This is a genomic window from Microbacterium sp. NPDC058062, assembly GCF_042885375.1.
Taxonomy (GTDB): domain Bacteria; phylum Actinomycetota; class Actinomycetes; order Actinomycetales; family Microbacteriaceae; genus Microbacterium; species Microbacterium trichothecenolyticum_C.
Map to the genome: position 1 here is coordinate 497,016 of NZ_JBHVSC010000002.1, position 21,307 is coordinate 518,322.

Annotated in this window: 20 protein-coding genes and 1 pseudogene; 8 read left to right on the plus strand and 13 right to left on the minus strand. The window is 66.2% G+C overall.

The window, feature by feature from the left end:
• Nucleotides 1–34: 34 nt before the first annotated feature.
• The 3 genes from ACFVSU_RS07105 to ACFVSU_RS07115 are packed head-to-tail and all read right to left on the minus strand — an operon-like array spanning nt 35 to nt 3,245.
• Nucleotides 35–817 (minus strand): SDR family oxidoreductase, encoded by a 783-nt coding sequence (locus ACFVSU_RS07105; RefSeq protein ID WP_387140055.1) that lies wholly within the window; start codon nt 815–817, stop codon nt 35–37.
• A complete protein-coding gene (locus ACFVSU_RS07110) occupies nt 814–1,608 on the minus strand; it encodes an enoyl-CoA hydratase/isomerase family protein (protein WP_387140058.1) in 795 nt (264 codons plus the stop codon). The genes ACFVSU_RS07105 and ACFVSU_RS07110 overlap by 4 nt, the downstream gene beginning before the upstream one ends.
• Complete coding sequence (locus ACFVSU_RS07115; RefSeq protein ID WP_387140061.1) at nt 1,605–3,245, minus strand: AMP-binding protein; 1,641 nt, start codon at nt 3,243–3,245, stop codon at nt 1,605–1,607. The genes ACFVSU_RS07110 and ACFVSU_RS07115 overlap by 4 nt, the downstream gene beginning before the upstream one ends.
• Here ACFVSU_RS07115 and ACFVSU_RS07120 point away from each other — a divergent pair.
• Nucleotides 3,218–4,369, plus strand: a complete 1,152-nt coding sequence (locus ACFVSU_RS07120; protein ID WP_387140064.1) for an NADPH:quinone oxidoreductase family protein — start codon at nt 3,218–3,220, stop codon at nt 4,367–4,369. The genes ACFVSU_RS07115 and ACFVSU_RS07120 overlap by 28 nt on opposite strands.
• On the opposite strand, the gene ACFVSU_RS07125 is transcribed toward ACFVSU_RS07120, so the two are convergent.
• The 3 genes from ACFVSU_RS07125 to ACFVSU_RS07135 all read right to left on the minus strand — a co-directional run bounded on the left by ACFVSU_RS07125 (nt 4,366) and on the right by ACFVSU_RS07135 (nt 7,748).
• Nucleotides 4,366–4,989 carry a TetR/AcrR family transcriptional regulator gene (locus tag ACFVSU_RS07125; protein WP_387140067.1) on the minus strand — a complete coding sequence of 208 codons (624 nt, stop codon included), beginning with the start codon at nt 4,987–4,989 and terminating at the stop codon, nt 4,366–4,368. The two genes, ACFVSU_RS07120 and ACFVSU_RS07125, sit on opposite strands and share 4 nt — an antisense overlap.
• Nucleotides 4,990–5,142: 153 nt before the next feature.
• A complete protein-coding gene (locus ACFVSU_RS07130) occupies nt 5,143–6,879 on the minus strand; it encodes a CocE/NonD family hydrolase (protein WP_387140070.1) in 1,737 nt (578 codons plus the stop codon).
• 173 nt (nt 6,880–7,052) lie between these two features.
• Nucleotides 7,053–7,748, minus strand: a complete 696-nt coding sequence (locus tag ACFVSU_RS07135; RefSeq protein WP_387140072.1) for an SDR family NAD(P)-dependent oxidoreductase — start codon at nt 7,746–7,748, stop codon at nt 7,053–7,055.
• 148 nt (nt 7,749–7,896) lie between these two features.
• On the opposite strand from ACFVSU_RS07135, the gene ACFVSU_RS07140 reads away from it, so the two are divergent.
• Complete coding sequence (locus ACFVSU_RS07140; RefSeq protein WP_387140075.1) at nt 7,897–8,244, plus strand: ArsR/SmtB family transcription factor; 348 nt, start codon at nt 7,897–7,899, stop codon at nt 8,242–8,244.
• Between the two features lie 19 nt (nt 8,245–8,263).
• Here the strand turns inward: ACFVSU_RS07140 and ACFVSU_RS07145 are convergent, their stop codons facing one another.
• The 4 genes from ACFVSU_RS07145 to ACFVSU_RS07160 form a co-directional block, all read right to left on the minus strand.
• Nucleotides 8,264–9,265, minus strand: a complete 1,002-nt coding sequence (locus ACFVSU_RS07145) for an adenosine deaminase (protein WP_387140078.1) — start codon at nt 9,263–9,265, stop codon at nt 8,264–8,266.
• The gene (locus tag ACFVSU_RS07150) at nt 9,262–10,824 is read right to left on the minus strand and encodes an alpha-L-arabinofuranosidase C-terminal domain-containing protein (protein WP_387140081.1); all 1,563 of its coding nucleotides are present in this window, start codon (nt 10,822–10,824) and stop codon (nt 9,262–9,264) included. The genes ACFVSU_RS07145 and ACFVSU_RS07150 overlap by 4 nt, the downstream gene beginning before the upstream one ends.
• A complete protein-coding gene (locus ACFVSU_RS07155; RefSeq protein WP_387140084.1) occupies nt 10,821–12,341 on the minus strand; it encodes a purine-cytosine permease family protein in 1,521 nt (506 codons plus the stop codon). The genes ACFVSU_RS07150 and ACFVSU_RS07155 overlap by 4 nt, the downstream gene beginning before the upstream one ends.
• A 163-nt stretch (nt 12,342–12,504) precedes the next feature.
• Nucleotides 12,505–13,467: a GlxA family transcriptional regulator gene (locus ACFVSU_RS07160; protein ID WP_387140087.1), complete on the minus strand. Its 963-nt coding sequence runs from the start codon at nt 13,465–13,467 to the stop codon at nt 12,505–12,507.
• Nucleotides 13,468–13,679: 212 nt separating this feature from the next.
• Between ACFVSU_RS07160 and ACFVSU_RS07165 the strand changes: the two genes are divergently transcribed.
• Nucleotides 13,680–14,597 carry a LysR family transcriptional regulator gene (locus tag ACFVSU_RS07165; RefSeq protein WP_387140089.1) on the plus strand — a complete coding sequence of 306 codons (918 nt, stop codon included), beginning with the start codon at nt 13,680–13,682 and terminating at the stop codon, nt 14,595–14,597.
• Between the two features lie 19 nt (nt 14,598–14,616).
• Here ACFVSU_RS07165 and ACFVSU_RS07170 read toward each other — a convergent pair whose 3' ends face one another.
• Nucleotides 14,617–14,946 carry a RidA family protein gene (locus ACFVSU_RS07170; RefSeq protein WP_387140092.1) on the minus strand — a complete coding sequence of 110 codons (330 nt, stop codon included), beginning with the start codon at nt 14,944–14,946 and terminating at the stop codon, nt 14,617–14,619.
• Nucleotides 14,947–15,185: 239 nt separating this feature from the next.
• Here ACFVSU_RS07170 and hpaD point away from each other — a divergent pair, with 239 nt between their 5' ends.
• From hpaD to ACFVSU_RS07190, 4 genes and pseudogenes are all read left to right on the plus strand, one after another.
• A complete protein-coding gene (gene hpaD, locus ACFVSU_RS07175) occupies nt 15,186–16,181 on the plus strand; it encodes a 3,4-dihydroxyphenylacetate 2,3-dioxygenase (RefSeq protein ID WP_387140095.1) in 996 nt (331 codons plus the stop codon).
• A gap of 23 nt (nt 16,182–16,204) precedes the next feature.
• Nucleotides 16,205–16,894: pseudogene (locus ACFVSU_RS07180) on the plus strand (hypothetical protein); the annotation flags it as partial.
• Entirely contained in the window at nt 16,894–17,676 is a 783-nt protein-coding gene (gene hpaH, locus ACFVSU_RS07185; protein WP_387141276.1) for a 2-oxo-hept-4-ene-1,7-dioate hydratase, read from the plus strand. The pseudogene ACFVSU_RS07180 and the gene hpaH, both read left to right, overlap by 1 nt.
• On the plus strand, nt 17,661–18,464 hold the full coding sequence (locus ACFVSU_RS07190; RefSeq protein ID WP_387140098.1) for an HpcH/HpaI aldolase/citrate lyase family protein: 804 nt from the start codon (nt 17,661–17,663) through the stop codon (nt 18,462–18,464). The genes hpaH and ACFVSU_RS07190 overlap by 16 nt, the downstream gene beginning before the upstream one ends.
• Here the strand turns inward: ACFVSU_RS07190 and ACFVSU_RS07195 are convergent.
• Nucleotides 18,458–19,330, minus strand: a complete 873-nt coding sequence (locus tag ACFVSU_RS07195; protein ID WP_387140101.1) for a MaoC/PaaZ C-terminal domain-containing protein — start codon at nt 19,328–19,330, stop codon at nt 18,458–18,460. The two genes, ACFVSU_RS07190 and ACFVSU_RS07195, sit on opposite strands and share 7 nt — an antisense overlap.
• A gap of 92 nt (nt 19,331–19,422) precedes the next feature.
• Here ACFVSU_RS07195 and ACFVSU_RS07200 point away from each other — a divergent pair, with 92 nt between their 5' ends.
• Entirely contained in the window at nt 19,423–20,073 is a 651-nt protein-coding gene (locus ACFVSU_RS07200; protein WP_387140104.1) for a TetR/AcrR family transcriptional regulator, read from the plus strand.
• Here ACFVSU_RS07200 and ACFVSU_RS07205 read toward each other — a convergent pair.
• Nucleotides 20,003–21,127 carry a CaiB/BaiF CoA transferase family protein gene (locus tag ACFVSU_RS07205; RefSeq protein WP_387140108.1) on the minus strand — a complete coding sequence of 375 codons (1,125 nt, stop codon included), beginning with the start codon at nt 21,125–21,127 and terminating at the stop codon, nt 20,003–20,005. The genes ACFVSU_RS07200 and ACFVSU_RS07205 overlap by 71 nt on opposite strands.
• Nucleotides 21,128–21,307 lie beyond the last annotated feature (180 nt).

Below are 21,307 nucleotides of genomic sequence, written 5' to 3' on the forward strand. Positions count from 1 at the left end.
CACGGAACCGTCGCGGGACGGTGCTGCCAGCGTCTCAGCGAATGGACGACCCGATGGAGATTCCGCCGTCGATGTCCAGTACCACCCCGGTGATGTAGCCGGCGGCTTCGGACGCGAGGAAGGCAGCGCCCTCGGCGATGTCGGCCGGGTCGCCGGTGTGCCGCATGGGCACCTTGCGGGTGAGCAGGTCGCGCGCCGCGTCGTTCATCGAGGCGAGCATCGGCGTCTCGATCAGTCCGGGCGCGATGGCGTTCGCCGTGATGCCCGACGTCGCCCCTTCGAGGGCGAGGGCCCGGGTGAGTCCGACGATGCCCGCCTTCGCGGCGACGTAGTTCGCCTGGCCGAAGTTGCCGCGCCACGACATGGAGGAGAAGGAGATGATCCTGCCGTATCCGCGGGAGCGCATGCCCGGAAAGACCGCCCGAGCGCAGAGGAAGGCACCCTTGAGACTGACGTCGACGACGGCATCCCAGTCATCGTCGGAAATGTTCTCGACGCGATTGTCGCGGATGATGCCGGCATTGTTGATCAGCACGTCCACACCGCCGTGAGCGGCTTCGGTCGCGGTGATCCATGCGTTCACCTCGGCGGCCGCCGTGACATCGACGACGGCCACGTCCACATCGACTTCGTGCGTTTCTCGCAGGAGCTCTGCCGCTTGGGTCAAGCGGGACTCGCTCACATCGATCAGCGCCAGAGTCGCTCCTTCGGCCGCGAAGCGGTCTGCCATGGCAAGACCGAGGCCTTGCGCCGCGCCGGTGATCGCGACGGTCCGGCCGTCAAAGCGTGCGCGCACGGGGCTCTTCGGTGTTCTCATGATCGCTGACCTTCATAGGAGCGACCGGAGCGCCGCGCGAGGAAGCCGTGCAGGGCGCTGGGAACATCACTCTCTGTCCAGTTCGCTTCGAATGCGTTCAGCTCCCGAGCGAGCGCATCGTCCTGCTCCAGGTTCCAGACCTCACCGAGCAGTCGCTTCATGTTCTGCTGCGTTCCGAAATGGCGTGAGGCGAGTTGAGCGGCCAGAGCCTGGGCGCGGTCGCGGAGCGCCGCGGCGGGCACCAGCTCGCGGATCCAGCCGGTGGGCATGAGCTCCTCTGCCGAGAGCGACTCGCCGCTCAGGTGCATCCATCGGGCGTTCCCCTTGCCGATCGCCCGCTCGAGGCGCACCGCGGAGCCTGCTCCGGGCAGGAGATGGTTGTTCACGTGCCCGTCCCCGATCCGCGTGCCCTCGGCCGCGATGACCACGTCGCAGACGAGGGCGAGCTCCAACCCGCCGGCGATGGCGTGTCCGTGCAGAGCGCCGACCCACGGTTTCGGGCTCGCCTCGACTCGCGCGAGGCAGGCTGACAGTCGGGACAGAAACCCGACGACTCGGTCGCCGTCGGCGAGGGACAAGAAGTGGCGGAAGTCTCCTCCCGCGCAGAAGCTGGGCCCTTCGCCGGCGACGACGACCACCGACGTCCGGTCATCGTGCTCGATGTCCTCCACCTGTTCTTCGAGCGCGGCGGTCAGCTGCTCGTCGAGGGCGTTGCGGCGGTCGGGGCGGTTCAGCAGGAGCCAGCGGACGTCACCGCGCTGATCGACGAGGAGCGGGGCGGTGCAGGTCACGAGGCAGCCGCCGCGTCGTATTCGTCGCGTCGCCGCTGGCGGAGGACGAATCGCTGGATCTTCCCACTCGGCGTCTTCGGGAGCTCCGTGACGAAGTGCACGGTGCGCGGATAAGCGTGCGCCGCGTAGTTGCGCTTGACGAATGCCTGGATGTCGGAGGCGAGCTCCGGACCCGACACGTAACCGTCGCGGAGCACGACGAAGGCTTCGAGGACCTCACCGCGTTCGGCATCCGGCGCGGCGACGGCCGCGCTCTCCGCCACGGCCGGATGGGTGCTGAGAACGGACTCCACCTCGAACGGGCCGATCCGATAGCCCGCCATGATGATCACGTCGTCGTCCCGTGCCGAGAATCGGAAAGCGCCGGCCTCGTCCTTCGAGCCGAGATCGCCGAGGAGGTAATAGCGCCCGTCGGCGGCGAACCGAGAACTGGTCTTGCTCGGGTCCTGGTAGGAGCGGAACGTCATCGCGGGGCTCGATGCATCCAGCGCGACCCGGCCGACTTCGCCCGCCGGCAGCTCTTCGTCGCCGTCCTCGGCGAGGATCGTAGCCGACCATCCAGGCAGCGGGTGGCCCATCGAGCCGGCGACGATCGGACGGGACAACTCAGGGTGGTGGTGATTGGCGAAGACCATGCCGACCTCCGTTTGCCCGAAGTGGTCGTGCACCATCAGTGCGAGCTCCTTCTCAGCCCACTCGTTGACCTCTGGAGTAAGGGGCTCGCCCGCGCTGGAAAGGCGTCGAAGCACTGTCGGCGCGGGCACAGCGGGGTAGGCATTGCGGATCGCGCGGTACACGGTCGGCGCGGCGGTGAGGTTGGTCACACCCATCCGTGTGATCAATGACCAGGCACGACGGGGTTCGAACGATCCGGTCTGCAGAATGGTGCCGACCCCCGCGGCGAGCGGGCTCACGACCCCGGAGTAGAGGCCGTACGCCCAACCTGGATCTGCCGCGCACCAGTAGACGTCATCCGCGGTGACCCCTAGACCATGCGTGAGGTAGCTGTGCCACGTGGCGATGTGGCGAAGCGGATGGATGACGCCTTTCGGGGACCCCGTGGTGCCCGAGGTGAAGATGTGGACGAAGGCTCCGTCGGGGCCTTGCGGATACGGCTCGACGAACGTGGAGGGCGCACGGTCGGTCAGTTCGCGATAGGGGATGTCGCTCGATGCCAAGACGTCGTCCCCCACGACGACGACCTTCCACTCGCCGAGTGGCAGTCCGTCGTCGGTGGTCAGTTTCGGGCGTTGGGCGGCGTCGGTGACCACCACCTCCGCTCCAGCGGTTCGCAGTCGGTACGCGATGGCCGGTGACGCGAATGCCGTGAACAGGGGGACGTACACGGCGCCGAGCCGCCAGGTCGCGACCATGGTGGTGATGAGCTCCGGACCCTTTCCGAGCAGCGTTGCCACGCGCGTGCCGGGCCCGACTCCGAGGTCTTTGAGGGCAGCTGCGAGCCGAGAAGAATCCTCGCGCAATTCGCCGTAGGTCACCTCTCGGAGCAGGTCTTCATCGACCACACGGTAGGCCACCGTCGACGGGTCGTGCCGGTCACAGAGGATCCACGCAGCGCTGGCGCTGTCCCCCTCGTAGACCGAGGCGATCGATGCGAAATGCGGCGATGTGGCAACCATGGATCTCCTTCGATCCGGATACGAACTTTGATACCATCGTACTATATAATGAGTTTATCGCGGATGCAACGTTCGCGCTTAGCGGCGGTAACCCTGGGGAGATGCTCGCGATGTCACACCGGATGCGGGCGGTTCGCAACACGACGCACGGCGGACCGCGCCTGCTTGAGGTGCAAGAGGTCTCTCGGCCTGTGCGTGCACCGGGCGAGGTGCTGGTGGAGGTGAACGCAGCCGGAGTCTCGTATCCCGATGTTCTCCAGTCGCGCGGTGAGTACCAATATCGTGTCCCCCTGCCGTTCACCATCGGTTCGGAGTTCGCCGGGGTCGTGGTCGAGTGCGACGTGGACTCCGGCTTCTCCCCCGGTGACCGGGTGTTGGGAGTTGCGGGCAGCGGGGCCTTTGCCGACTATGTGGTCACGCCGACGGACCGGGTGCTCCCCCTTCCAGACGAGGTCGACTTCGTGACGGCGGCGGGGATGCCGATCAACGTGCTGAGCGCCGAGTTCGCGCTCGGAGAGCGAGGCAGCCTTCAGACGGGCGAAACAGTGCTGATACATGGCGCGGCCGGGGGCCTCGGTATCGCGCTCATTCAGCAGGCAAAGATCATCGGCGCAGACGTCATCGCGGTCGTCTCCACGCCCGAGAAGGCTGAATTGGCGCGACGCGTCGGGGCCGACGAGGCGATCTCCCCGTACAACTTCCTGGAAGAGGTGCGGCGCATCACGCACGGTCGCGGTGTGGATATGGTGCTCGACCCGGTGGGTGGTGAGCGATTCACCGACTCTCTCCGGGCGCTCGCGCGCCAGGGACGGCTTCTCGTGTTGGGATTCACCGGGGGCAGCATCCCCACCGTTCGCGTCAACCGGCTGCTGCTGACGAACACGACGATCGTCGGGGTGGCGTGGGAGGGGCTGATGCCGGTCGCGGGGGTATCTCTGCCGCAGCAGTGGGAGCGCCTCGCTCCCCACGTCGCTCGAGGCGCCGTGTATCCCGTGATCAGCGAGGTCGTGCCGTTTCAGCATGCGGCCGACGCCGTGGCTGCTCTGGATGAGCGACGAGCCAGTGGCAAGCTGGTTCTCGCCGTGCACCCTGATGCCGGTGATTCCGGTACGCGGATCGGTTAGTCGCGGCGCGCGAGGCCGTTGATCAGGATTTCGCCGAGATCGGTGAAGGCTTCGCCGGCTGTCAGCCCGGTGGCCTCCAGAAGACGCCCGCTCTGCACGCCGTCGATGAGCACGGCAACCGCGTGTGCAGTGAAATCGGCGTATCCGGGGGTGAAGTCTCCGGCGGCGACCCCTTCGTCGATGAGTTGGCGCACGCGTCGGGCTGCGGCATCCGAGTTGAGCCGATAGATCGCAGCCGTGGGCTGATAGCTCACCATGTCCGCGTAGAACTCGGGTGAGTTGCGACGCATCGCAGTGCCGACGCCCGAGAGGTAGGTCACGACCCGATCAGCCGGCTGAGTGTGGCGACCGAGCTCGGCTTCGATCGCCTGGGCGGATTCGGCGAAGAAGTGCCTCACCACCGCCTGAACGATCTGCTCACGGCTGTCCGCGACCGAATAGAGAGTCGTCTTCGAGCAATGAAGCCGCGCGCACAGATCGTCGACGGTGAGCGCACTGAAGCCTTCGGCGAGGAACATGGACTGGAGCTGCTCGATCAGCTCGGCCCGGCGATCGCCGGTGCCGCGCCGACGCGCACGCGTCCTGCGCTGGGAGGGCTTCTGACTCTCGATGCTGCTCACGTCTCGCGTTCCCTTCCCGACGCCACCGATGATGGTACAAGTGGCTGCGTCACTGCACGGGGTCGATTTCCGCAATCACACTGGCGCACCAACGCTAGCGGGCCGTAACCCGGAAGGAACCGATCCTCGTCTCCCCGTCACCCGATGACGCCGTCACCTGCTGATCAACGGAAGCACGAGTCGACTCGGCTGGGTCGGTCCATGGTGCACGCGGTTCGTCGCCACGACAGCATCCTCGATCGATTCACCCGAGATGAAGCCGCCCGTGTTGGTGTTGCGGTCGAAGCGCGGGAAGTTGCTGCTGGAGACATCCAACCGCAGCCGATGGCCGGGGAGGAAGACGTTCGAGGTGACACCCATCCGAATCGTGACGTCGTACACCTGATCCGGCTCGAGAAGCTCCGGGCGATCGAGGCCGTTGCGGTAGCGCAGGCGCAGGATCCCGTCGCAGAGATTGATTGCGCGACCGTCCGGGTAGACGTCGACCAGCTTGGCGGTGATGTCGGTGTCCAGGGCGCTCGACGAGACGAAGGCGCGCAGCTCGACTGGCCCGGTCACCTCGATCGGCTCATCGAAGACGTCGGTGACGTAGCAGAGAATGTCCTCACGACCGTCGACGACGGACTGATCGACAGGTCCGATCATCCCGGGAGTGGCAGGGAGCAGCGCGCCCCCCGCCGTGGGGACGGCGGCGCGCGGATCGTAGGTGAACTGGTCGAGCGTGTCCTTCGTCGGCGGGGCGATCAGCAGCCTGCCGTCCCCGTGTCTGGTCGCCGCCGACCCCGCACTGTCGAGATAGAAGTCCTCGTATCGCGTGTCCGGCAGCGGCCAGTCCTCCTCGTCGCGCCACTGGTCGATGCCCATCACGAAGATCCGAACCCGTGGCGCGGCTGCGGCGGGTGTGACGCCTCGCAGATGCTGGTCGTAAAACGCGATGTGTTCGATGGAGGGGTCGACCTCAGCGAGCATCCCGAAGTACCGGTCGGGGAAGCGGCCGGTGACACTCATGTGGTCCCAGGGGCCGATCACCAGTCGCGACTGCTCACGCGCGCCCGGCGACCCGCCGTGCTGCCGAACCCCGAGGAATCCCTCCACGGTCCCGCTGATCTTCAGGTCGTACCATCCGCCGACGGAGAGCACCGGCACCGTCACGTGCGACATCCGCTCGGACGTGGACCAGTCCTGGCTGCGCCAGTACTCATCGAAGTCGGGGTGCGCGATCCAGTCGTCGAACCAGCGCCCCTTTCCGTGCACGGCGAGCTCCGCAAGGGGCGTGGCCTCGTTCACCGGATCGGGATACAGCAGCGAGCCACCGAGCTGCATCAGCATCGACGGATCCTGCGATGCGCCGCTGGCGAGCGCGCGCTGCTCCTCCCCCATGTACATCATCGAGTTCCAGAATGTGTCCAGGCTCAGCGACATCGCGCCACCCTGCGAGTACCAGAGATTCGAGTACCAGTCGGCCGCTGCGGTTGTCGGAACGATCGCTCGCAGGCCAGGCGTGTCCGAACCCGCGACAGCCCATTGCACCATTCCCATGTAGGAGGCGCCGAACATCGCGACCGACCCGTCCGACCAGCTCTGATCGCAGATCCAGGCGATCGTGTCCTGCCCATCACCGACTTCGTTGACCTTTGGTTCGAATCGACCTTCCGACGCGGATGTTCCCCGCGCATCCTGGATCATGACCGCGTACCCGGCGTTGACGAATTGCATGAATGACGGCACCGACGTATTGGCACTTCCTAACATGCCCGTGCTTCGCCGGTTGTACGGCGTGCGCATGAGAAGCGTCGGCGCGGTTCCCTCTGCGGGCCGCCACACATCCGCGACAAGCGTCACACCGTCGCGAGTCGTCATCGTCGTGTTCGGTTCGTACACGTGCGTCATTTCTTCTCCTCATTGAGAATCTGATTTCACCGCACGATGCGTTGCGCAAGAGTACGGGAATAGATACGAAACATATCATGTTCGTACTACGTTGCGGTACACCCTGATACCGAGTCTTCATCGACGATGGAACCGGGCCGTCGACGCTCCTTGCCGAGAGGAGAGCGAGTGAGTCAGAGCGGGTCGGGACCGCGACCGGAGGCACCGTTGTAGATGATCTCGGTGTCGGTGACGCTGCCGTCGTGCAGCTTCACGAACTCCTTCGCGATCACGTCGGGGTCGTAGTCTGTGCCGCGGGCCGACGGTCCGTTCACGGTGAGCAGCCCGACTCGCACGCCGCTGCCGGCGATATCTTCGGCCAGCGTCAGGGCGATCGAGCGCATGGCGGCCTTCCCCGCACTCAAGGTGCCGAAGCCGCGGCCTCTCGGCCAGATGCCGAATCCGTTGCTGGTGAAGAGCAACGAGCCCTCCCGCGCAGCCAGCATCGCCGGGGCGAAGCGGTGGACGAGGTGCTGAGCCGCCCCCGCGTTGATGATCAAGCTCCGGGAGAAGCCGGCCGGATCCACCTCGTGCGTCCAGCCCGCGGGTTGCGACGTGTAGGCGTTGAACAGCATCACGCCCGGGTCGCCCTCAGCCCACGTGCGGATGTCGCGGACGGCGGCGTCGATCGAGTTCCCGTCGGCACCGTCGGCGAGGAACGCCTTCGCGGTCGCCCCCTCTGCCTCGAATCGCCCGACCAGCCATTCGAGCTTCGGGGCGGTGCGGGCGACGAGAGCGAGGTTGTAGCCGAGCGCCGCGAATTCGCGAGCGGCAGCGGCACCGATCCCCGGGCCGGCGCCGAAGATGACAGCGGTCTTGCGAAGGGCCATGCGAGTTCTCCTCTGAGTTGGAGCGAGCCTGCCGAGATCGCCGCTCGCTGAATGTGGGGGTGACTCAGCCGAGCTGAGTCCCGCAGAAGACGTTACATGATCTACGCATATACGCGTACATGACGCCCCTGTGCGTTAACCTGATGTCATGGCCAGTCGCACTGCCTCACCGCTCGCCCACCCGAACATCGACGCCGTCGACGTGCTGACGATTCTCGGCGCGCTGTCGGATCCTGTGCGCGTCGGGATCGTCGTGCGGCTGATGGCGGAGCCGGGTCTGGCATGCGGGGGCTTCTACCCGCATCTCACGCCGTCGGCGCTGACCCGCCACTTTCGCGTGCTCCGTGAGGCCGGCGTGATCCATCAGCATGACTCCGGCAACCGGCGTGAGAACGTTCTGCGAAAAGACGAACTCGATCGGCGCTTCCCCGGACTGATCGACCTCATCGTCGACGAGGCAGCACACGACCGGATCCCCGGCCTTCCCGACAAGTGACCCTCGCCCGCTCAGCGTCCTACGCCGGCTGGGTCAGGAGGCGAAGCTTCTCGTCGTCGGTCAGAAAGGAGGCGGCGATCGAGTTGCGCATGAGTGTCCGGATCTCGTCGGCGTCGAGGTCGAATGCCGTGCGAACGGCGGCGATGTTGTCGTCCAGATATCCCCCGAAGTAGGCCGGGTCGTCCGAGTTGACCGTCACGACGAGCCCACGATGCAGCATCGCGCGCAGGGGCAACTGCTGGAGCGACTTGACGGCCTTCAGCCGGACGTTCGAGAGGGGACATACCGTGAGCGGAATCCGGTCCGCCACCAGACGATCGATCAGCCTCGGATCCTCCCAGGCACGGATACCGTGGTCGATGCGCTCGACCCCGAGATCGTCGATCGCCTCCCACACGTATGAGGCAGGCCCCTCCTCGCCGGCGTGAGCGACTCGACGCAGACCTGCGTCCGCCGCGCGCAGGAAGACGCGTTGGAACAGTTTCGGCGGGAACCCGACTTCGGCGGAATCCAGGCCCAGGCCGAGCACCGGCACATCCGTCGCGAGGACGGTGTCGAGCATCCGCTCCGCCGTGTCGATCGGCTGATCTCGGACCACGCAGGCGATGATGCCGGCGGAGATGCCCAGCGTCTCTCGGGCCCCCTCGATCGCCCTGTGCAGGCCGCGAAGCACTGTCTTCTCGGATACGCCGCGCGCGGCATGGGCTTGAGGGTCGACGAACATCTCGACGTGTGCGACTCCCGCACGCCGGGCTCTGCGCAGGTAAGCGCCCGCCAAGAGGGCGAAATCCTCCTCAGAACGCAACACGGTCATGTTCTCGTAGTAGATCTTGAGGAACGAGGACAGATCGTCGAACTCGTAGCGAGCTGCGAGAGCCTCCGTCGAATCCGCCGGCGGCACCAGGCCGTTCCCGCGCGCGAGATCGAACACCATCCCCGGCTCGAGTGTGCCCTCGATGTGAACATGCAGCTCGCAGAACGACAGCGGTTCGGTGGTCGATGCGGGATTCGGCGAGGTCATGGTCCGGCCGCCCCGGCCGCGATGCGAAGCCAGCCCCCGCCCGTGGTGCTCATCCACGGCGGTCGCGACTGGTGAGGACGTTCGGCCGGCACTTCCAGGATCGTCACGCTGTGCGGCGGAAGGGTGACTCTTCCCGCCGCGACCTCCAGCGTGGTGCGCTCGGGGACCACGCGGTGCGGGCGGTCGACGCTGTTGAACGCGTCCGGGGAGTCACCGGAGAGAATCGTCGCGTTGCATCGTCCACTCAGCAGCCTATTGTCGACATGGATCTGCAGTTCCGCCTGCTGGTGCGGTGACTTGTTGACGATGCTGAGCGCGATGCGGCGGGTTGCCGGGTCCAGCGTGCCGGCGACGTCGACGGTGGGGATCGTCGAACCGTTCGCGTCCATCGCGGAGCTGTACGTGGTGGTCGGCAGAGTGTGGCCAGGCAAGAGCGACCTGAGCATCGCGAAGACATGGAACGTGGTGCGCTTGACCACGCCTTCGGGATGAACGTACAGCGCTCCCCGCGAGTTGATCGCAGGGGCGAAGTTGGCCATCTTGACGCGATCCGCATGACGCACGCATGCGTTCAGGAAGCAGGCCGAGAACACCGCGTCGGCCATCGTGTAGGTCGAGTTGTCGTCGTTGAGATCGCGAGCGGCGATGACGTCGGCGGAGTTTCCCGCCGGATGATGCCACCCGCGCAGGTTCCACTCATCGAAGACGATTCCGAGGTGCGGCATCCGGGCAACGTCGAGCAGCGAGTGAAGCTGCTGCATCGTCCGGTCCGGTTCCAGTGTCTTGCTCATACAGGTCACGTAGTCTGCCGGCTTGTTGTCGTCCGCGAGATCGTCCCAATAGCGGTGGACGGAGATGTGGTCGAGGTACTTGCCGGCCACCTCGAGCATCGGTTGCGTCCATGTCGGGAATCCGCTGCTGGCCGCCAGCAGCGTGACCGTCGGGTCGACGCGCCTGATCGCCTTGGCCATCTCGGCAACCTTGCGCGCCCAGACGGCCGGGTCTTCCGCTCCCAACTCCCATTCCTCGTAGTTCTCATTGCCGACGCTCCAGTAGGGAACCCGGTAGGGCTCCGAGCGCCCGTTCGCCACGCGCCGGTCCGCCCACCGAGTGCCGGCAGAGCCATTGCAGTACTCGACCCAATCCGTCATCTCATCGAGAGACCCGGTGCCTGCATTTGTGCAGATGTATGCCTCGGCTCCGAGATCAGACGTCCATCGGAGGAATTCGTCGGTGCCGAATCTGTTGGACTCCGGAACCCGCCAGGCGCGGTCGAAGACGGCTTCCCTGTCACGGCCGATCCCGTCTTTCCAGTGATATCCCGATGCGAACGAGCCACCTGGCCAGCGGACGACGGGAACCCCGAGTTCGCGCAGCGCATCGAGTACGTCTCGACGGAAGCCCTGGTGATCCGACAGAGGGGAGCCGAGGTCGTAGATGCCGCCGTAGATTTCGCGGTGGAAGTGCTCGATGAACTGTCCGAAGATCGCCTGCTCGACGGAAAAGAGCGGGGTCGCGTCCACGATCACCTCAGCCGTGAGATCTCGCGTGTGGTTCACCTGGCAATCCCGACAGCGTGGGCACGATCGGCGGCGGGCTCACCGAGGGGAAGCGCTTCCTGCCGTCGGATGGCAGGACGACCGAACGCCAGGATGCCGACGAAGCCAAGGGCGAGGGCGACGAGGACCCCGAGATTGGCGTAGGCCCACGCGCCCTCTCGCCCTCCGAGTCCGAGCGGCTCGAGGAGGAAGCCCTGCCACGTCAGCCATTCCGCGAACGAGTTGGTGACAAGGCCCCACCCGACGATGGTGGAGATCGCCAGGACGGCCGCGGGCACCACGCGGAAGGACCCGTACCGGCCCCTGGGTGTGTAGAGATCCGCCTCCGCGTAGTCCTCCTTCCGCAGCATCAGGTCGGCCAGGAAGATGCCGCACCACGCGGCCGTGGGAACTCCGAGGGTGATCAGGAAGCCCTGGAAGGGTCCGATGAAGTTCGTCGCAACGAAGACGACATAGATGGCGCCGAGCGTCATGATGATGCCGTCGAGTCCCGCGGCAGCCCACCGCGGCATGGGGATGCCGGCACTGAGCAGCGCCAGTCCGGACGAGTAGATGCCGAGCACCGCCCCGCCGACCAGCCCGAGAACGGCGACCACGGTGAAGGGAACGAGGAACCACACGGGCAGCAGCGTTGCGAGCGCGCCGATGGGGTCCATGCCGATCGCCTCGTTCAACTCGGGAGAGGACCCCGCGAGAAGGATGCCGAAGATCAGCAGCACCGCGGGGGCGATCGCTCCGCCGAGCGTCGTCCAGCCGACGACCTTTCGTGCGGGGGTTTGACGCGGCAGATAGCGGGAGAAGTCGGCAGCCGAAATGACCCACCCGAGACCGAACCCGGTCATGATGAACACGCAGCCTCCCATCAGCGCCTGAGGCGTTCCGGTCGGCAGTGACGCCAGGGCGTCGAAATCGATGTGACCTGCCACCAGCACGATGTATACCGCGGTCAGGGCGCCGGTGATGATCGTGATCCACTTCTGCATCTTCATGATGAAGTCGAACCCGAGGATCCCACCGACAAGCACCAGGAGCACCACCACCACGAGCGCCAGAACCTTCGTCCCCACTCCCCCATCCCAACCGAGCTGGGTGAATACCGTGGCGGTGGCCAGGACGGCCAGCGACGTCAGGACCGTCTCCCAGCCGACCGCCAGGAGCCAGGAGAGTACCGAGGCGATCTTGTTGCCGTTGTACCCGAATGCGGCACGACTGAGGACCATCGTCGGTGCCGATCCACGCTTTCCCGCTATGGCGACGAGTCCGCACAGCAGGAACGAGAAGACGACGCCGATCACGCCGACGATCGTCGCCTGCCAGAAGGAGACGCCGAACCCCAGGAGGTAGGAGCCATAGCTCACAGCGAGCACGGAGACATTCGCGCCGAACCACGGCCAGAACAGAGAGCTCGGCTTCTGGGTGCGTTCGCTCTCCGGGATGGTGTTCAGAGCATTGAGCTCGACTCCCAGCGCCCCCAGGCGAGCGGAGGTGTCGGGGGCATCGCCTTCGACTTCGCGCATGCGGAACTCCTTTCGAATCACGGACTCCGGTCGGCGCTGAGGCGACCCGGAGGGAACTTTGCAGATTCAGAGCAGTGTGCGTGTGCTGGGCGAGCACGGGCGACGGTCGGCGGACGATCAGGCGAGATCGGTGCGAAAAGCGGCCAGAACGGTGGTGTTCCGATTAGGACGCCGTGCCGCGGCGGTGTTGACGGAGGAACTCCGTCGGCGACACTCCTGTGTGCGTCACGAACGAGCGGCGGAGCGCCTCCGCGGATCCGAACCCCGCATTTGCCGCGGAGAATGCTACGGAGTGGCCGGATTGAAGGAGAGCACGCGCCACGGAGAACCGGACGCTCTCGACGTACTTCTGCGGCGTGACATCGAGTTCCGCACGGAAGAGCCGCGTCAGCTGTCGGGTGCTCAGGTTCGCGCGAAGGGCAAGATCACTCAATGCGTGCGGGCCTACGGGGTCGTCGTTGATCTGCTGCGTCAGCCTGCGCAGCTCGGCGCTTCTCGGCACGACTCCGGCCAGCAATTCCGAGGGGGGAGCACGATGAACGCGGCGTTGTTGGAAGACGATCAGCGACCTGGCGATCTCGCGTGCTGCGGCTTCGCCGTGATCCTCGGCGAAGAGCGCCAACGCGAGGTCGATCGCGGCGGTGAAGCATCCCGACGTGTATACCTGACCAGATCTCACATACGACGAGTCCGAGTCGACACTGACCGTCGGGTACCGTCGAGCCAGTTCCGCGACATGGTCGGGATGCGTCGTTGCCGACAATCCGTCCAGCAACCCTGCCGCGCCGAGGATGAAGGCGCCCGTGCAGATCGCCGCGAGATGCGCGGTCCGTCGCGAAAGGAATCGAGCGGCCTCAGCCAGATCGCCGCTCACCGCGCTGGCGGGAAAGATCTCTCCACCCGCGACCAGTACTGCGTCGAACGATCGAGACTCGAACGCCGACCGATCGACGGGAATTCGCATCCCCATCGAAGCGGTGACGTCAGCGCCGTCCACGGACAGCATCGAGACGTCGTAGCGGATGTCTGTGCGGTTTGCTTCAGCGAAGACCTCGAGGGGACCGGCGAGGTCGAGCAGGCACGCCCCGGGAAAGACCAGCACGCCGATCGTCTTCTGAGTGGGCATGACCTCGTCCTCGGGACACGGACCGCCCTCGCGAACGGATGGATGGGCGGGCGGCGCTCGAGGCGACGCGCCAACGCCCCTGGCAAATGGTAACGCCGCCCTGTCAAGCTCACGCACAGCTCTGCACTGCGGCAGTGACGACGAGGTGGTCTCGGGTTGAGACGCCGCTATCGATCCTGGCTATCCCTCGCGGTCTGGAATAGATTTGCTGAATGGAACTGCGCCAACTCCGCTACTTCAGCGCGGTGGTCGAAGAAGGTTCACTGACCGCAGCGGCGGCGGCGCTCCACTTATCGCAACCTGCTCTCAGCGTGGCGGTAGGGAAGCTGGAGAGCGAAGTGGGCGTCTCGCTTCTCACGCGCTCGCCGCGCGGTGTCGAGGCGACGAGCGCCGGGCGCTACCTCCTGGAGGTGGCCTCGCGCGTGCTCGCGGAAACGGACGAGGCGACCAGAGTTCTCCGGAGATTCGGAGACGGGTTCGCAGGAACACTCACGATGGCAGTCGTGCCGGCCCTCACGTGGAACCGGCTGCCCGTGCTGTTGCGGGCGCACAGCGCTGAGAGTCCGGATGTCGACATTCGCCTCATCAGCCCGCCCCCGTGGACGGCCATCGACATGCTGCAGCAGCGTACCGCGGACCTGGCCGCGATCCTCGTAGCGGATGCACCGAGATTCGCCGAGCGGCACAGTGCGTCATTGCGGATAGTCGACTGGGGCGACATTCCCCTGGTGGCCGCGCTGCCGCCGGATCGGGCTCCTGCGGGCGACACACTTCCGCTGAGTGCCCTTGACGGGTCCGTCTTGGTGCTGCCTCAAAGTGCGGCGGCCCTGCCGAGCCTCCCGGAGATCGTCCTGGAGGGGATCCGACGTCACGGTGTCTCCCCCGGCTCGGTGCGGCGTGTGGACACGATCCAGACGTGCATTCCCCTCGTCGAAGCGGGGCTGGCGTGGTCGATCTTGCCCGACGCCGATCGCGCCAGCTTGCGCGGCTTCGACATCGCCGTGAGGCGGCTCGAGCCGAGCCTGCCGTCGCTGCGAGCGCTCGTGCTCGCCCGTGCGGACAGGTCGCCCAACATGACACTCGAGAACCTGCTGCGACGCATCAGCGAGACCCGGTCCGCTTCGTCGTAATACCTCAGCGCTGCAGTCCTCAGCCGTCGATCACCGCGAGAAAGTCGCATTGAATACGGCATCCGCCATCGAGCTGGGCGGCGATCGTCTGACGTGCCGGGCGATGCTCCGGCTGCGGGAACATCTTCACCCACTCCTCATTGAGCGCCGCACGGTCTCGATAGTCGGCGACCCAGAACGTCATCCGCAGGATGTCGCCGATCGATCCACCCGCATTCGCCACCACCTCACGGACGAGTGTGAAGAGGTTCGCGCACTGCTCGGCGAGCGTCTCCGGCATCTCCCGCGTGCGAGGATCACGGCCCGTCAGTACCCCAGTGGCGACGAACGGTCCGATGCGGCTGGCCACCGGTATCGGGTTGGCGTGCTCGAAGCCGGGAACCTCGATCGTTACGCGACGGTGCACGGCACGCTCCTTCCGAAGGCCGTCGGTTCGAAGGAGCGACGTGCCCGCTGCAATCATGCATGAAATCACGCTGGGATGCCCTCGGGATAATTTTGATCTATGGGAGCGATAGAAATTCGGTACTCCCCAGTCTCGAGCGCGCCGGTCACACTTGCGACAGAGATTCGCAGAGGAGTCAGCCGATGTTGCCGATCACTAATATGGCGCCGCCCTTCGCCATCACCCGCGCCAGTCACGTCTCACTGGGCGTCACCGACCTTGCAGCGAGCCGCGACTTCTACCGCGACGTGATCGGACTGGTCGTGACCCTCGAGACGGAGGATGCGATCTACCTGCGGGGCCTGGAAGAGGCCGCGCATCACAGTCTCGTGCTGGAGCGCAGCGCGACACCCCGAGCGCATCGGATCGGCCTCCGTGTGCGGCTCGATGACGATATCGTCGCGGCCGAGAAATACTTCGCCGACCGCGGGATCGAGCACCGCCGCGTGGAGGTCGCCCACCAGGGTCCGACGCTTCGATTCCGCGACTCGGTGGGCACCCTGATCGAGCTCACATCGTCGATGGAGTCGGTGCCGCGCAAGATGCAGGCCTTCGACGAGTTCGTCGCCGGCGCCCCGCAGCGACTGGATCATTACCAGGTCGTCACGCACGACGTGCAGGCGGCCACCGAGTTCTGGACGGAGCTCGGGATGCGCATCTCCGAGTTCACCGCCACCGATGGAACGGACGAACTCTGGGGAACCTGGATGGAGGTCAAGGGCAATACGCACGACCTCGTCTTCACCAACGGTCGCGGTCCTCGTCTGCATCACTTCGCCTACACGGTTCCCGACGCCAGCGCCCTGCTGCACGCTGCGGACGTCGCCGGTGCGCTCGGCTTCGGCGACGAGATCGACCGTGGGCCCGGGCGTCACGGCATCTCCAACGCCCTCTTCCTCTACCTCCGCGATCCCGATCAGCATCGGGTCGAACTGTTCACCACGCACTATCAGTTCATCGACCTCGAAGATGAGCCGATCCGCTGGGACATCAGCGATCCGAGGCGCGCACAGCTGTGGGGCATGCCCGCCTCCAATCGCTGGTTCTTCGAAGCAAGCGAATTCCCCGGCGAACCCGTGCTCGATCCGACTCTCACGGCGACACCGCGCACCCTCGAGTCCTACCTTGGGCTGCACTGATGGCCGACCCTCTCGGAGATCTCCTCCGCGACAAACTGCGGCGGGCACCCGTAGCGGCCCTTTCCGCGCAGCTGCGCAGACGCGGAATCGACAACTCGTCGATCGACGGCGTGCGCGCCCTCCAGGCGGGTGGCACGGTCGTGGGCGTGGCGAAGACTCTTCGCTACCTTCCGCTCCGCGAGGATCTCTTCGCTCGCGTGGGCGGCGGCCAGAACGCCCAGAAGCGTGCGTTCGACTCGGTCGGCCCCGGCGAGGTCGTCGTCATCGAAGCCCGCGGGGAGACCGGCGCCGCGACCCTCGGCGACATCCTCGCCCTGCGCGCGTTGACACGCGGAGCCGCGGGGATCGTCACGGACGGCGGAGTCCGGGATCGGGATGCCGTCGCCGCGACCGGTCTGCCGGTGTTCGCCGCAGCCGCCCACCCCGCTGTGCTCGGGCGTCGACACGTCCCGTGGGAAGCCGACGTCGCGGTCGGCTGCGGCGGGACGACCGTCGAGCCGGGCGATGTGATCGTGGGTGACGCGGATGGAGTGGTCGTCATCCCTCGCGCGATCGTCGAAGAAGTCGTCGAGGCGGCCCTGAATCAGGAGGCCGAGGATGCCTGGGTCGCTGATCGCGTGCGTGAGAGGCATCCGCTTGACGGACTCTTCCCGATGAACGCGGAATGGCGCTCGCGCTATGACGCCGAGCTCGGACGAGAGCAGACAGCGTGATGGACGAGCGGATGGTCAGCGCGATCGCTGACGAGCTCGCCCACGCGGAGTCATCGCGGACGATGGTGCCGCTTCTGACCGCCCGCTACCCGGACATGACCGTCGAGGACGCGTACGCCGTCCAGAACGAGTGGCGTCGTCGATCGACGACCGCCGGCCGACGGCTCGTCGGGCGCAAGATCGGGCTCACCTCGAAAGTGATGCAGGCTGCCACCGGCATCACAGAGCCCGATTACGGCACGATCTTCGCCGACATGGTCCATGAGAGCGGCGCCGTCATCGCGCACGCCGACTTCACGAACGTCCGCATCGAAGTCGAGCTCGCCTTCGTCCTGCGCGCACCGCTACAGGGACCCCACAACACGCTTTTCGACGTCCTGCGCGCCACGGAGTTCGTCGTTCCCGCTCTGGAGATCCTGTCCTCACGCATCGAACTCGCGGGCCGCACGATCGTTGACACCATCAGCGACAACGCGGCGATGGGCGGGATGGTGATCGGCGGCACGCCGGTCGATCCTGCCGCTGTCGACCTCCGCTGGGTGTCCGCGCTGCTCTACCGGAATGAAGTGATCGAAGAATCCGGCGTTTCGGCTGCGGTGCTGAACCATCCCGCCAATGGAGTCGCCTGGCTCGCCAACAAACTGCACCGGCATGGCGACGGTCTCGAGGCCGGAGACATCGTCCTCGCCGGTTCGTTCACGCGGCCGATGTGGGTGCACGCCGGCGATACCGTGCTCGCCGACTACGGGCCGCTGGGGACCGTTTCGTGTCGCTTCGCCTAGATCCGACGATGCGCGATCGGCTGGCTGCTGCCGATCGACCGCTCGCGGGAATGTGGGTCTCGTCCGGTAGTCCGCTCGTCGCGGAGATCTGCGCGGGAAGCGGACTGGACTGGCTGCTGATCGACATGGAGCATGCGCCGAATGGTCTGGAGTCCGTACTCGCGCAGTTGCACGCCGTCGCCGCCTACCCGATCACTCCCGTCGTTCGCCTGCCGTCCGCGGATGCGACCGTGATCAAGCAGGTGCTCGACATCGGCGCGCAGAACCTGCTCATCCCGATGATCGAGTCCGCCCGGGCCGCCCAGGACGTGGTGGATGCTGCGCGGTATCCCCCTCGCGGCGGGCGGGGCGTGGGAAGCGCCCTGGCCAGGTCGGCGCGATGGAACCGCGTGGATGACTACTTGCAGGATGCGTCCGACCACGTCGCGGTGTTCGTGCAGATCGAGTCGGCCACCGGGGCGGCCGGGGCCGCGGAGATCGCGCGCGTCGACGGCATCGACGGCATCTTCGTCGGGCCGAGCGACCTCGCCGCCTCGATGGGACGTCTCGGCCAGCAGGCCCACCCTGATGTCCAGGGTGTCGTGCGGGAGGTGATCGAGGCGTCGGTGCAGGGCGGAACCGCGTGCGGCGTCAACGCGTTCGACCCTGCCGTTGCCAGCGCCTATCTGGATCAAGGGGTCCGCTTCATCCTGGTGGATGCCGACGTCTCACTGCTGGCCCGCTCGACCGAGCGCCTCGCGTCCGCCTGGTGCTCGTCACCGGACTCCGGGACCCGTCTCAGCTACTGAGCGGCTGCGTCCTCCGGCGAGAACTCGAACGCGCCGTCGGAGAGGACCGTGTGACCGGATTCGGACGCGACCGTGAATCGTGCGGACCCGGGCTTGTCCATCCACAGGTCGATCGCCAGGGTGTCCCCCGGCATGACCGGCGCCGCGAAGCGACAGGAGAGCGAGTCGAATCGCGCAGGGTCGCCGGCCGCCACCTCGTTCAGCAGCGTGCGGCCGACGACGCCGAAGACGCTCATGCCGTGCATGATCGGGCGTTCGAACCCGGATGCTCGTGCGACCTCGGGATCTGTGTGCAAAGGGTTCGCGTCTCCGGTGAGGCGGTACAGGAGCGGCTGACTCGCCGACGTGGTGGCGGTGAGGACCGCAGCGGGCTCCTCGTCGGGTACGAACGGCTGCGTCTGGGGACCGCGCGGTCCACCCCAGCCACCCGCTCCGCGGAAGAACATCGATGAGGTGCTTCGCGACAGTCGGCGGCCGGTGGGGACATCGAGCATGGTCGTCTCGAATTGGACGACGGCGGCTCGCCCTTTGTCCCAGATGCCGGTGATCACCGTGCGTGCTTCGGCACTCCCCGCCGGCGGCAGCTCCTCGAACTGCTCATGCGTCTGATCGCCGTGAAGCATCGTGGACAGATCGAAGTGCTCACCGACGGCATGCAGCATCGCCGGGACCCCCGACCGTCCGGCCAACGTCGCGGCGAATGTGGGAAGCGTTCGTTGCGGGACGTGCGTGTTGTCGGTTGTGAATGCGAGCTCGGATGCCGGGTCGTCGCGACCGGCACCCACGGCGAGTGCGTACAGGGCGGCGTCCGCGGTGCCCCAACGCACCGGATCGTTGGCGATCTCGACGCCGACCAGATCATCCATGACACTTAGCGCTCGCATCTGGCCACAATATTAAAACTCTGTTCTAAAACAAAATTCATTAACGACCGTTAGACGTCTGGCACGATGGAGCAATGACCGGTGCGGCGCCTGAGGGGATCGCCCCGCAGTCCGCGGTTGCGCCCCGTCAATGGAAGTCCTCTGCGAAGATCCGCCAGTCCATCGTGGACGCGGCACGCGAGCAATTCAGTGCGATCGGCTACGAACAGACGAGCATCCAGGACATCGTCGACAGCTCGGGGGTGAGCGTCGGGAGCATCTATCACCACGTCGGCGGCAAGGCCGCGATCTTCACCGCGGTGGCCACGGACGTCATCCACGAACAGGCGGAGGCGTCCCGACGCGCGATCGCGACCGCGCTGGCTGAGGAAGAGCACACCGGCCTGGAACTCTACCTGATCGGCGCGCGCGCGTATCTGATGGCTTCGTGGCGCAACCGCAGAGTCACCGGCGCGATCCTCGGCGATGATCGGCCCGCGGGGTTCGATCGAGTCGAAGAAAGCCTCATGGAACGCATGGCCGCGGGGACGCGAGACATCACGCTCGGTCAGCCACCGACGCCCAGCGCCTCAGCGCGCGCCGTGACAGCACTCCTTCGCGCCGCGGCCGAGGAACTCGTCGGCATTGAAGACCAGGCGTCAGCGGAGTCAGTCGTCAGCTACTTCCTCCAGCTTCTTCGCCGGCTGGCGCAGGATACGGGGCCGTGGGGCCATCTTCCGCCATGAGAGCGTCGTGGTCTCCCGCGATCGAGAATCGCGGTGCGTAGCCCGGTTCGAGCTCTCCGCTTCGACCGACCACGATGCTCTTTCGCGACTGGACGTGCGGATGCGCCTGGGCTTCGGGAAGAGACAGCACCGGCGTGACACACGCGTCCACGCCGGCGAAGACCTTCTCCCAGTGGCCGCGGGGGTGAGCGAGGAAAGCCCGCGTCAGCCGATTCTGGAGGTCCGGCCATGACTCGCGGTCGTTCTGGGAGGCGGGATCGAACGAGAGTCCCAGCGTCGAGACGAGTTGTGCGAAGAAGGCCGGCTCGATCGCTCCGACCGCCACGAACTCGCCGTCTTGCGTTTCGTACACCTGATAGTAGGGAGCCCCGCCGTCGAGCACGCTCTGCCCGGGCGTGTCGCTCTGCAGACCGGCAGATCGCATCCACATGGCATTCGTCAAGAGGTGAGCGCCCCCGTCGACGATCGCCGCGTCGACGACGCGACCGACTCCGGTCGCCCGCGCGTGCAGCAGGGCCGCGAGCACGCCGACCACCAGGTACATACTGCCCGCGCCGTAGTCACCGAGCAGGTTGGAGGTGAACTGAGGCGTTCGAGACTGACCTGAGCCGTGAAGGATGCCGGAAAGGGCGAGGTAATTGATGTCGTGCCCGGCAATGCCACTCAGGGGGCCGTCCTGCCCCCATCCCGTCATCCGCCCGTATACGAGCGCCCGGTTGTGCCTGGAGCACTCATCGGGCCCGAGGCCGAGTCGTTCGGCGACGCCGGGGCGCGCCCCTTCGATCAGCACGTCCGACGACTCCACGCGTTCGAGGATCTGCTCCCGACCGGCGGTCGTGGTGATGTCGAGGACGAGGTGCTCCTTGCCACGGTGCACGATGCCTCCGCGAATGTCGCCCGGACGCGGTCCGGTCGGCGCCGCCGGGCGGTCGATGCGCAGCACGTCGGCGCCCATGTCGGCGAGGAGCATGCCGGCGTGCGGGACCGGCCCGATGCCCATCAGCTCGATCACGCGCGTGCCCTCGAGTGGTCCCGATCGAGATGCTTCTCCCACGACGACTCCCTTCAGCGCACAACATCCGGTGCGAGACGACCACCCCATCGATCACATCTGATCTATCCGATCAAGCAACCCTAAGTTAGAGTGGCATTCTAGTATGGCGTTCGTTCGCGAATGTCGAGTCGGCGCACGATGGCTGACTCGTCGCCGATGCGACATGAAGGCTTGTTCTGC

What these genes read in the sequence shown, in the direction of transcription:
- ACFVSU_RS07115 (WP_387140061.1), bottom strand. Translation starts at nt 3,245, where the DNA reads ATGGTTGCCACATCGCCGCATTTCGCATCGATCGCCTCGGTCTACGAG.
- ACFVSU_RS07195 (WP_387140101.1), bottom strand. Translation starts at nt 19,330, where the DNA reads ATGGATGATCTGGTCGGCGTCGAGATCGCCAACGATCCGGTGCGTTGG.
- ACFVSU_RS07200 (WP_387140104.1), top strand. Translation starts at nt 19,423, where the DNA reads ATGACCGGTGCGGCGCCTGAGGGGATCGCCCCGCAGTCCGCGGTTGCG.
- ACFVSU_RS07165 (WP_387140089.1), top strand. Translation starts at nt 13,680, where the DNA reads ATGGAACTGCGCCAACTCCGCTACTTCAGCGCGGTGGTCGAAGAAGGT.
- ACFVSU_RS07160 (WP_387140087.1), bottom strand. Translation starts at nt 13,467, where the DNA reads ATGCCCACTCAGAAGACGATCGGCGTGCTGGTCTTTCCCGGGGCGTGC.
- ACFVSU_RS07120 (WP_387140064.1), top strand. Translation starts at nt 3,218, where the DNA reads ATGCGAAATGCGGCGATGTGGCAACCATGGATCTCCTTCGATCCGGAT.
- ACFVSU_RS07105 (WP_387140055.1), bottom strand. Translation starts at nt 817, where the DNA reads ATGAGAACACCGAAGAGCCCCGTGCGCGCACGCTTTGACGGCCGGACC.
- ACFVSU_RS07140 (WP_387140075.1), top strand. Translation starts at nt 7,897, where the DNA reads ATGGCCAGTCGCACTGCCTCACCGCTCGCCCACCCGAACATCGACGCC.
- hpaD (WP_387140095.1), top strand. Translation starts at nt 15,186, where the DNA reads ATGTTGCCGATCACTAATATGGCGCCGCCCTTCGCCATCACCCGCGCC.
- ACFVSU_RS07130 (WP_387140070.1), bottom strand. Translation starts at nt 6,879, where the DNA reads ATGACGCACGTGTACGAACCGAACACGACGATGACGACTCGCGACGGT.
- ACFVSU_RS07145 (WP_387140078.1), bottom strand. Translation starts at nt 9,265, where the DNA reads ATGACCTCGCCGAATCCCGCATCGACCACCGAACCGCTGTCGTTCTGC.
- ACFVSU_RS07135 (WP_387140072.1), bottom strand. Translation starts at nt 7,748, where the DNA reads ATGGCCCTTCGCAAGACCGCTGTCATCTTCGGCGCCGGCCCGGGGATC.
- ACFVSU_RS07155 (WP_387140084.1), bottom strand. Translation starts at nt 12,341, where the DNA reads ATGCGCGAAGTCGAAGGCGATGCCCCCGACACCTCCGCTCGCCTGGGG.
- hpaH (WP_387141276.1), top strand. Translation starts at nt 16,894, where the DNA reads ATGGACGAGCGGATGGTCAGCGCGATCGCTGACGAGCTCGCCCACGCG.